This window comes from Paenibacillus oryzisoli, assembly GCF_001653565.1.
Lineage (GTDB): Bacteria > Bacillota > Bacilli > Paenibacillales > NBRC-103111 > Paenibacillus_E > Paenibacillus_E oryzisoli.
Window position 1 is genome coordinate 98,148 of sequence record NZ_LYPB01000073.1, and the last position, 10,646, is coordinate 108,793.

12 protein-coding genes are annotated in these 10,646 nt (G+C 47.2%); 2 read left to right on the forward strand and 10 right to left on the reverse strand.

Annotated features, from left to right (window positions below):
- Complete coding sequence (gene lepB / locus A8708_RS18745) at window positions 1-528, reverse strand: signal peptidase I (RefSeq protein ID WP_068666182.1); 528 nt, start codon at window positions 526-528, stop codon at window positions 1-3.
- A 203-nt stretch (window positions 529-731) separates the two neighbouring features.
- Between lepB and A8708_RS18750 the strand changes: the two genes are divergently transcribed.
- Both A8708_RS18750 and glsA read left to right on the forward strand, forming a co-directional pair.
- Window positions 732-1,652, forward strand: a complete 921-nt coding sequence (locus A8708_RS18750) for an aldo/keto reductase (RefSeq protein ID WP_068666184.1) — start codon at window positions 732-734, stop codon at window positions 1,650-1,652.
- Window positions 1,653-1,676: 24 nt separating this feature from the next.
- A complete protein-coding gene (gene glsA, locus A8708_RS18755) occupies window positions 1,677-2,630 on the forward strand; it encodes a glutaminase A (RefSeq protein WP_068666186.1) in 954 nt (317 codons plus the stop codon).
- 86 nt (window positions 2,631-2,716) lie between these two features.
- Here glsA and A8708_RS18760 read toward each other — a convergent pair whose 3' ends face one another.
- From A8708_RS18760 to A8708_RS18800, 9 genes are all read right to left on the reverse strand, one after another.
- The gene (locus tag A8708_RS18760; protein ID WP_068666188.1) at window positions 2,717-2,902 is read right to left on the reverse strand and encodes a hypothetical protein; all 186 of its coding nucleotides are present in this window, start codon (window positions 2,900-2,902) and stop codon (window positions 2,717-2,719) included.
- A gap of 45 nt (window positions 2,903-2,947) precedes the next feature.
- A complete protein-coding gene (locus A8708_RS18765) occupies window positions 2,948-4,600 on the reverse strand; it encodes a copper resistance CopC/CopD family protein (protein ID WP_204787592.1) in 1,653 nt (550 codons plus the stop codon).
- A gap of 13 nt (window positions 4,601-4,613) precedes the next feature.
- Entirely contained in the window at window positions 4,614-5,018 is a 405-nt protein-coding gene (locus A8708_RS18770) for a DUF2203 domain-containing protein (RefSeq protein ID WP_068666190.1), read from the reverse strand.
- Window positions 5,019-5,073: 55 nt separating this feature from the next.
- Window positions 5,074-5,565 (reverse strand): nickel-responsive transcriptional regulator NikR, encoded by a 492-nt coding sequence (gene nikR / locus A8708_RS18775; RefSeq protein WP_068666192.1) that lies wholly within the window; start codon window positions 5,563-5,565, stop codon window positions 5,074-5,076.
- Window positions 5,566-5,766: 201 nt separating this feature from the next.
- Entirely contained in the window at window positions 5,767-7,530 is a 1,764-nt protein-coding gene (locus tag A8708_RS18780; RefSeq protein WP_068666194.1) for a GGDEF domain-containing response regulator, read from the reverse strand.
- A 59-nt stretch (window positions 7,531-7,589) separates the two neighbouring features.
- Window positions 7,590-7,964 carry a response regulator gene (locus tag A8708_RS18785; protein WP_068666196.1) on the reverse strand — a complete coding sequence of 125 codons (375 nt, stop codon included), beginning with the start codon at window positions 7,962-7,964 and terminating at the stop codon, window positions 7,590-7,592.
- A gap of 79 nt (window positions 7,965-8,043) precedes the next feature.
- Window positions 8,044-8,427 carry a gamma-glutamylcyclotransferase family protein gene (locus A8708_RS18790; protein ID WP_068666198.1) on the reverse strand — a complete coding sequence of 128 codons (384 nt, stop codon included), beginning with the start codon at window positions 8,425-8,427 and terminating at the stop codon, window positions 8,044-8,046.
- Window positions 8,428-8,530: 103 nt separating this feature from the next.
- The gene (locus tag A8708_RS18795; protein ID WP_065858955.1) at window positions 8,531-8,818 is read right to left on the reverse strand and encodes a CD3324 family protein; all 288 of its coding nucleotides are present in this window, start codon (window positions 8,816-8,818) and stop codon (window positions 8,531-8,533) included.
- A gap of 986 nt (window positions 8,819-9,804) precedes the next feature.
- Window positions 9,805-10,566: a LamB/YcsF family protein gene (locus A8708_RS18800; protein WP_068666200.1), complete on the reverse strand. Its 762-nt coding sequence runs from the start codon at window positions 10,564-10,566 to the stop codon at window positions 9,805-9,807.
- Window positions 10,567-10,646 lie beyond the last annotated feature (80 nt).

Here is a 10,646-nt window from a genome sequence, read left to right on the forward strand (position 1 = left end):
TTAATCCACGGTACCTATTTGACTAAAAGGAAAAATGCGAAACACAACTTTCCCAATAATATCTTTCTCTGCTACAAAAGGTGTCGCTGACCACAAGTGAGAATCGTAGCTGTCATTGCGATTATCGCCTAGGAAGAAATACTTCCCTTCCGGCACAGTAACCTGATGAAAAGTGTAGGTCATTGGTGCTTGAAGATAAGGCTCGTCCACCTTTGCTCCGTTCCTGTACAGGGCACCATCTTTGACCTCAATTGTATCGCCAGGCAGGCCAATCAGGCGCTTCACATAGCGATCTTCATTTCCCTCAATTGGCGGCCAAAACACCACGATATCCCCGAACTCGAAGTCGGTTAATGGCTTCATTTTCTCAACAATCAGCTCGTCTTGTAATTGAATCGTCGGCAGCATGGATCCCGTTGGAACGGTCATCGCTTGGGCAACATACGTATTAACTACAAGCGCAATAATGACAGCAAACCCTATAGTAGGCACCCATTCTTTCAATAGGCTTAGCATATATTTCTTCATCAAAAGAACCAACACCCTCTCGGCTTAAATTATTCCTAATTACACCGTAACCCATTTAAGAAATTCTTACATTAAGATGAGATAAACTTTTATCAAAGTCATTCGAGGATGTTTACGAAAATAAAACAAATGCGATCTAATGTGGTAAAATAAAATGTTGGTGTATAATTAATTTGGATACCCTAATAAGGAGAGTGCACAAGATGAAATATCGTAGACTTGGCAAAACAGACCTGAAAGTTTCAATCGTTGGTGTTGGCACTTGGCAATTTGGCGGGGAGTGGGGATTAACCTACACGCAAGCAGAAGCGGATGCGATTCTCGATCAAGCTGCTGAGCTTGGTATCAACTTAATCGATACGGCAGAATGCTATGGTGACCACCTTTCCGAATCCTTTATCGGTAACTATTTATCCCGCCGCGATCGCGATAAATGGGTTGTAGCAACGAAGTTCGGCCATCATTTCCATGACTTATTCACACGAACCGATGAGTTTAGCGCGGAATCCGTCATTAAGCAGCTGGACGCATCTCTACAAGCTTTACATACGGACTATATCGACTTATACCAATTCCATTCCGGGCCTGATGCTCTATTCGATAACGATGACCTATGGACAACCCTTGATAAACAGGTTCAAGCTGGCAAAATCCGTCACCTAGGCACATCAATCGGCAGCAATGCCAATATCCATCAAACTGCGGCTTCCACAAAAGTGAATTCCAAAGCGATTCAGGTTGTTTATAATCGACTGGAACGCGCGCCTGAAGAACAAGTGTTCCAATCCTGTATCGAGCAGGATCTTGGTGTTCTTGCACGTGTACCGCTAGCTAGTGGGTATTTAAGCGGTAAATATAAGCCGGGAGCTGTATTCAGTAACACGGACGTCCGTCATCGTCACGATGCGGAAAGTGTCAAACAGAAGCTGGAAGAAGTTGAGCGCATTAGTCAAAATGAAGTGCCTGAAGGCATGGACATGGCGAAGTGGGCATTAGCCTGGTGCTTGAAGCATGATGCAGTAACTTCCGTCATTCCTGGCTGCAAGAACCCAGAGCAAGTGATTGCGAATGCAGCGGCAACTGAGCTGATCAGCGACAATCATCCACAAGCTTGGAAAGCTTAGAGAACTAGGAAGGACTGACTTGGCATGCCTCTCCAACCCCACGATGAAACTTGGAAGACACTTCACACGCACATCGACGAATGGGTTGCTGTTAGTAAAACACATACGTTGGAAGGTCATGTCGCTTCCTATATCCCAGAGCTAGCTAACGCTTCAGGAGATATTCTCGGTATATGCCTGATGGATAGCGAAGGACAAACCATCCTATCCGGTGATTCTAATTTTCGCTTCACTTTGCAAAGTATTTCGAAGGTTTTTTCTCTCATTCTTGCACTTATGGATAATGGCGAAGACGTTGTCTTCTCCAAAGTTGGGATGGAGCCGACGGGGGATGACTTCAACTCGATGCTGAAGCTCGAGCTGATCGAGCCAGGCATTCCTTTCAATCCACTAATCAATGCTGGAGCGATTGCCATTTCTTCTTTAATTGCTGGGCAAAGTCCAGATGAACAGATTGAACGGATCCTGCATTTCTTCAGGGATATTGCGAACAATCCTTCGCTTTCCGTGAATCAGAACGTATTCAAATCCGAGTCGGATACCGCTCATCGCAATCGTTCTTTAGCCTATTTCCTCAAGGATAACGGTGTCTTGGACCAGGAAGTTGACGATGTCCTTCGGGTGTACTTCAGCCACTGCTCCATCGAGGTGGATTGCACGGATCTAGCCAGAATGGCTCTTGTACTCGCTCATAATGGCGTAGATCCGATTCGCAAACAACGCCTTATTCCGCGGCGCTTCGTACAAATCGCCAAGACCTTCATGTTTACCTGCGGGATGTACAACGCCTCTGGCGAATTTGCCTTGAATGTCGGGTTACCTGCGAAGAGCGGCGTATCCGGCAGCATTCTGACGATGGTGCCGGGACAGTATGGCATCGGCATCGTTGGCCCCGCGTTAAACCGTAAAGGCAACAGCACGGCTGGTGTACATCTTCTCGGCATTCTGTCACAGGAATTCGACTGGAGCATGTTCTAGCACAACTGCCTCCATGCGCACAAAAAGAACCTTCCCCTCTGACTTTCGATAAGTCTCGTGGAAGGTTCTTTCTTATGCGTATACGTTTATTGCATTGATTGTTTGATACGTTGGAGGGCTTCGATCAATTCATCCACTTCTTGCTCATTCAATCGAATCGTCACATAGTTCGGTGAAATACCGCCGTCATTGATTTCAAGAAGAGCGGAATCATCTTTATTATCAAACTTAACCGAAAGATGGTCTTTATCTAAAATTTGAACCCAAGCCATGTTTAGCCTCCTCACAGGTAACCATGCAATCTTCCCTTTTCAGGTTTAATACACAATGAAGTCCTTAGTATACACCGTCTCATTGTCTTCCGTATCCATGACGCGCATTTCTAGTTCCCAATTGCCTATAAACGGAAGGTAAGGCCCTTCCGATTTGTAACTATATTTAGCAAAACCGTAAGACTCCTCTTCCTTATTATCTGTATACATCGTTAGCGGAATCGAAATCGGCGCTATCTGCTCATCATCTTTATTATGCAAAATCAAGAGAACCTGTTTAGGTTGACCTGACTTTTCAGGCAGCCATACTTTGGCGACAAAGTTGTTATTACCTGGAATTTTGGGCGTAATATCAACCGAAACATGGACTTTCTCTCCCATCTGGTGCCACTGAAGCGGCGCATTAGAAGGAATAGGTGCCATGTATGTAAGCAGTCCGACAAGTACCACTATGATGACCATTAGCGATAGGTCTAGCTTAACCCAAACGATCGATTGATTGACTTGCTTTTTGCGAAGGAAGAGTCGAATTACGAACCCCAGCACGGCGACAAGCACCACCACGCCCACTTTTACTAGCAAGAGTATACCCCAAGTTGTGTACGTTAAATACCGCAAATTCGGCAAGAAAAGCAGAACAGAGAGGATCCCTGAAACGGTTAAAACAAGGATCGAAATCAGTGCGAATTTGGAAAACTTCTGCATATAACTGCCAAGCCCTGTCTTGTTATGGCGCCATTTCACATACAGCAGAATTAATCCACCAACCCAACAAGCCGCGGCACCTAGATGAATGAAATCAAGCCCAATTGTCGCCCATAATGGTGAGAAGGACGCTGCGTGGCCGCTGAAGCTTTTGACTGCCAGAAGAGCCAAAGCCCAACATACATCCAACCATGCAACCCTACCCAGCAGTACAAAACCTAAGAAAGATAATATAAGAAGCAGTACCCACGAAATCCCGATATTGGTCGCGCTTAGCAGTTGCCATATTTCATCTACACCGCCGCCGCCCAATAGATCCTCAATATGTGTGAAAATGAGCAGCAATAGGGCAACAATATGTCCGCGTTGCAGATTAAGCGTCCAGGCAGAGAGCGATTTCTGCGCTTCTTCACCTTGGGTTTTGACTAAGCGTAACCAGAATGCCCACCCTGTCAAAGCCAACAGCATCAGAAACCATAAGCCCCGAGAGGCGTATTGCAGCAACCCCTTCGTCGTTAGCGGCCCTGCGCTGTGATCGTGTCCCGTATGAGCAGATGGTACATCGAGCAAATCCTCCTGAGGCGGATTCCCGACCGTAATCGGATAGCTTCCACCCACAGGATGACCATCCGCTGAGATAACGTGATAACTAATTAAATACACGCCCTCTTCCAACTTCGGTACATCCAGCTTAATGCCCATCTGATCCTTATTCATTATCGCTTTGCGTTTCGTTACCTCAGCCCCGCTGTGATCATAAACCTTAATATAAAAGAGCCCGCTGTCTAATTGTTCATTGAACGTCACGGACACAACAGCAGGCGAGATTTCAAGCTTTGCTCCCGCTTCTGGTGTCGCTTCAACTAATGAGGCATGCGCAGAGACAGCTTGAGGCGCAAGGACAGCACTCATCAGCATGATCGCTAACAGGGCAATCATGCCTATCGGCAGTCGCAGGAACCACATTTTAGTTCGTTTTTGCAAGTATCCCATCATGAGTATCCCTCTAATCCGTTAGTGGTCTACGGCCAGCAAACCCATCTTGCTCTCCGTGATAATAACGAATTCCATCCTCTCCTTGCTTCCAACACAGCAACACTTCTTCTCCATTCCTAACTGCAGGGAAATCAACAAGTCCCATATCGATATCCTTTAGCTCAATGCCCGTCTTTTGAAAGCTTTGAAGAAGCCCTCTCGCTTCAATTTGAAGAAATTCAAGTGAGGCTTCCATGACGAAAAAAGGATCCTTTTCCGTGCTAGGCATTGACGCATATTCATTCTTCTTATGTCGTAACTCCATATATTTTTCCTCAAATTCACGTTTCAAAGCTTGCATCTTCTTCAATTCCCCATCAACAAATGGCAATAACCCATTAGCTTCTTCCAAAGAGAACCATTTCTTTTCCGACATAACGCACCTCCATACCCTTTATTTTAGCAAAAAAATTGGCGCACTACGAATTCCTCTACTCCGTCTCAGCCTTATCCTGAACGTGATGATGATGCCCATGATGATGGCTGTGTCCATGACTTTGACCATGCTCGTCCACATGCGTAACAGACAGCTCCGCATAGGCAACGCCTTTTAACACTTGTATACGCTGCTGCAGCTCTCGGAGCTTCTGTACTTCGCCGCGAACGACGAGTATTTCCAAGCATTGCTGATGGTTTAAATGGATATGCATCGTTGAGATGATCGCATGATGGAAGTCATGCTGAAGATCCATAAGCGTGATCGGTAAATCGCGGCTATCGTGGTCGTACACCATGACAATTGTGCCCGCGACCATTTCTGTTGGTTGCATGGAACTTGAGGTCAAAAGCGCTTTGCGCGCCAGATCACGAATTGCCTCCGAGCGATTATCATACCCTTGTAAGGCAATCAACCGGTCGAATTGATCGATTAGAGATTGCGGCATCGAAATTCCAAAACGTACCAGATTGTCTTTCTCTGACATTCCTATTGCTCCTTTATCTGTTACTTCCTCTATGATTCTACTGTATCAGAAAGTGCAGGTGTCGCAAACCTCCTTCAAGGGAAATTGAACCATAGACAACCATCATATGGCGAAATTGCAAAATTCTTAGGATGAGAAACCAGAGAAACCACATTCCTATGGCAAAAAAACGAAAAAGGAGAGGACATAGCCCCTCCTTTGCTAGGTAAGATTCATCAGCTGTTTGACGCGATTCTCCAACTCCACGAGCGAGAATGGCTTCGTCATATAATCATCGGCTCCCATTAAGAGACCCTTCGCCACATCGGCTTCCTTCCTCTTACCAGAAAGCATTAGCACCTTCAGTTCCTTGAAGTGTTCCTGGGCATCCGTCTTGATCTTCTCTAAGATCGTAAAACCATCAAGTCCAGGCAGGATACCATCCAGAATACAAGCATCGAAAGCTTGATCACGCAATAGCTGCCATGCTGCAATACCATCCGAGACTTGCGTAATCACAATCGGCAAGTGCTCCAATTGCGATATCAGAATCGCTCTAAGAATCGGATCATCGTCAACGATCAAGAGCTTTTTCTTCTGCAACTGGGCGTTCGCATGAGCAACTAATTTGGTGAATTGTGCGCCCTCATCTTCTAAATCAGCCAGAACAATACGATTTTTGCCTTGCTGCTTGGCGTGATACATCGCATCGTCGGCTTTCGCTACCCACTCGGCAACTGTCATCCCTACCTGCCATTCGGCTACGCCTGCTGAGAACGTAATGGAGAACGTTTGGCCCTCATTCTGTGCTACGGGCTTCACATGAACTTTGTCCAAAATGTCTTGCATGATCGCCCTAGCTTGATCCACCGTTGTATTCGGGAGTGCAATGACGAACTCTTCGCCGCCAAAACGAGCCAATAAATCGGTCGAGCGCAGATTAACCTGCATCAGATGAGCTAATCCTTGGAGCACCAAATCCCCTACATGGTGTCCGTACGTGTCATTGACGCTTTTGAAACTGTCAATATCGATAAACACGAGAGAAATCGGCGCTGGGTAACGCTCAATTCGCTGTAACTCTAACCCAATTTGCAGATCAAAATAACGGCGATTAAACACACCTGTCAGTGGGTCGCGAAATGCCAGTTGTTCAAAATTCCGGGTACGCTTTAGCAAACCATAAATGCGCGCCGCCAATTCCTCATATTGAAATGGCTTCGTCACATAATCATCCGCCCCTAAATGAAAACAACGAACTTTATCACTAAGATCATCACGACCAGATAACACGATCAGCGGCAGCCATTTCAACGTAGGATCTTCTTTGAGAAAGTCAAACAACTCGTAGCCGGAATGAGGGTGCATCATCAGATCTAACGTAACAAGATCGTACGTGTGCTCACGCAGTAATTTCTGAGCTGACTCCACGTCAGATGCTTCATCAACAATACAATCATCGAGTTGCAAGCGTCTCGTCAAGTAAGAACGAAGTGCATCGTCATCATCAACGAGTAAAATACGACTTCTGAGGGTTCGAAGCAGAGAACCGGAGGCTGGATCCTTTTCCTCATCCATCTGAATTTCCGTTAAGCCGATATCCAGCTCCATTTGTAATTCAAACAATAATTCAACCGTTCGTCCAATGCTCTCAGATACTGGGCTCGTCGAAAGCAGCAGCTCAGGTTCCTGCTTCTCCATGGTTAAGGTCCATTCCCATTTGCGCACCATGTCTTCTGCCAGTTTACCAATTCTCGTATACCCAAAGACTGGCGCACTCCCTTTGAGTGTGTGTGCAATCCGATAACATTGTTGCAAATCCTCAAGCATTGGCTTCTCCTGAACCGCTGTCAACAAGGACTGCAGCTGTTGCAGTTGCTTGTCATATTCACGAATAAACAACTTTCTTCCTTGTTTGAGAATGCGTATATCACGCTCAGATTCAGAAGCTGAATCCTTGACTCTCGCTATATTTCTATGGCTCATAGATGACCATCACCCTTTGTAAGCTTAATCAAATAAATCCTAACGCATCCCAATTCAATCTATCGCTGTAAAAGCTGCCCGACGGTGTCCAATAATTGAAGAGGACTGAAAGGCTTAACAATGTACGTCGTGACTCCCGCTGCCTTCGCCTTCTCTTTATCTTTCTCCAGCGCTTTGGCTGTCAGTAGAATCACTGGCAAGTTCTTATTCACATTATCGCTCTGTCTCAACCAGGAGCACACCTCTACGCCTGTGCGTTCCGGCATCATGTAATCCAGAATGATTAAATCGTAGGCTTCCTTGCCTAACTGCTCGATCGCTTGTTGACCGTCCTCGACCTCAGTTATGACATACCCCTCATCCGATAACGTCTCCGTCAGCAGAAAACGAAGTGCCAATTCATCATCGGCTAGCAAAATTCTGTAAGATGACATGTTCTCTCTCCTCGAGTCCATTAATTAGAACTAATTATAGCACCATATCTGAGAAAATGTCGGAAAGAATCGAATAAAGTCACATCTGGTTATTACGCTGATGAGATTTCCAAGAGGAGCCCTGAATAGCCGGAAGTCCACGCGGGCTCGGATAACAATACACCCAGCCTTCCTTCTCCGAAGTGGTATCCTTTACCCAAATTCGCTCGTACTCATTGTCTGCATGATGGGGACCGAAATAGGTTTCCAATATGTCCATTGCAGCCAGTCCCTCTTCGGTAACTTCAATCCATTCCCCCTCAACCTCATGTGTATCGTCTGTTCTCACTAACGCAGGGTAAGGTCCTACATCATATAAACGTCCATGGATCGTACCAGGTTGCACTTCCATTAGATACGGTGAGACAACATGATGATTGCTTTCCCCCACCAGTAACGTGCCATATACAAAAACAGCTATCATCTCTCTACTCCTCCTAAGCATTTATAACCGTTGTATGGATGATTTCTACATGGTATCTTACATTTCCTACAAAAAAGAAGCAGCATCACGATGGATGCTGCTTCTATGCCTGACTGGCTGTTAGTTCACGTGTTTTGACGATAATTTTGCGGATACTGTCTTCGGACAAATGAAACACCTTGATCAGTTCCAACACTGTCGAGCCCGTTTGATATAAACGGAAAATCTCACGATTTCTCCGCTCAATGATAATGCGAGTGCCGTTATTTTCTCCCCAACCAGCACGTTTCTGCTCTTTCTTAGGGATATACACGATCTCGCCTTGGATATATTCTTGTAATTGTTTTAATAGGTTAGGGGGAAGAACATCTTTCCCGTTCTTATAACTCATGGATGAAAACCTCCTCAAATTGTCGCAAAGCTTAACTTTGACTGATTTGCAGAGAGTATCTTCATCGCCCCTTAACCTCCTACCATTCTCAAAAATGGAATAAAAAAAACACGATCATAATCGTGCCTGTCGGTTGTATATGCAATTATACAATTCAGGTGAACGGTTATTCCACGAATGATATTCAGTTAGGAGACGAGTACCTCTGCGGCGGCCGCAACATTCATCGCTACTGTCATTGTCATTGTGTTCATTAAAAAGCACTCCCTTCACCGTAGTTTATTGTTGTGTTCACTTCGTGTTCACATTTTTCATTATATGTAAAAAGCTTCTCGCTGTCTACTCGTATGTTAAATTTATGCGAGGGCCTAGCGGCCCCCGCTTGGAACAGTGACCTCTGCTTACGCAGAGATCACCTCTGTTTGCGTTGTAATCACCTTGATCACTCCTTTCCGTAGGAATTAGCTGGCCGGCTACATACCTATTAACTCATATTTCGGATGGGGTCTCAAGTGAAAGAATAGTTATAGGAATTCTTTCCTTGTAAGTGAGGATAACCACGTGAAGACAGCGAGCGAAGGACGGGGAGCAGAGAGAGCGCCAGCGGTGTGCAGCCCATGTGTGGTGTGAGCGATGATTGCGGAAGGAGCACTAGGCAGGGAGTGCGAGCGAAGGCTAGGCGCAACAAAGGTCGGTAAGAGCAAAATAGCTGGTTAATAGCTAGCTGCAGAAAATCCAGGTTTCCCGAAATGCATGAAATACACTCTGATTTGCTGGCGTTTGCCCTGTTATTTTCAGAGCACTTCGTTGGGGTAAGGATCCGTAGAATGATCCTGCTAACTAGCTCAATGAGTGGGATGAGTGGTAAGGGGGCGTAATTACTATTAATAGAAATTTAGTGATGACTGGCGGGAGAATTCCGTTTGGAGCTAACGCGCATGGTGGTGGGGTTGATGAGTACTTGATACAAAGACCTAGCGCATTCGCTAGGTCCCCAGCGGCATTACTGCGATGCCGCCTCTCTCTAACAGCGCGCGGATATCGCGCGCGAACTCTACGGCGTGCTTCCCATCGCCGTGGATGCAGATCGTGTCCGCGCGCATGCTCAGGTACTCTCCCTCACGGGAGAGTACCCTGCCTTCGCGGACGAGCAGCTCCACCTGCGCCGCAGCCTCGGCGGCGCTATCTAGCAGCGCCCCGGCCTGGTCGCGGGGCGTCAAAGAGCCGTCCCGCTGGTAGCTGCGGTCCGCGAAAGCCTCGCTCGCGGTTCGCAGCCCCGCGGCGGCGCCCGCCCGCAGCAGCTCGCTGCCGGGCGGGCCATACAGCGTCAGCGCGGAGCTGACGCTGGCCGTGGCAGCCGCAATCGCGGCGCCTATCTCATGGCGCTTCGCGGCCATGTGGTAGAGCGCGCCATGCGGCTTGACGTGCTGCAGGCGTCCGCCTTCGGCGTGGACGATTGCCTGCAGCGCTCCGAGCTGATACAACGTCAGCTCGTAAGCCTCTGCCGGCGTGATCGCGATCTCGCGCCGGCCGAAGCCCTGCAGATCGGGAAGGCCCGGATGGGCCCCGATCGCAACGCCTTTGCGCACGCACAGCTGAACTGTGCTGCGCATGGTTGCAGGGTCGCCTGCGTGGAACCCGCAGGCGATGTTGGCGGAGCTGACGTAGTCGAGCAGCTCCGCATCACGGCCTAGGCGATATGCGCCGAAGCCTTCGCCCATGTCACAATTCAAGTCAATGCGCAGCATGACTTTTTCACTCCCTCTTTACTCTTTACTCTTTACTCTTTACTCTTTACTCTTTACTCTTTACTCTTTACTCTTTACTC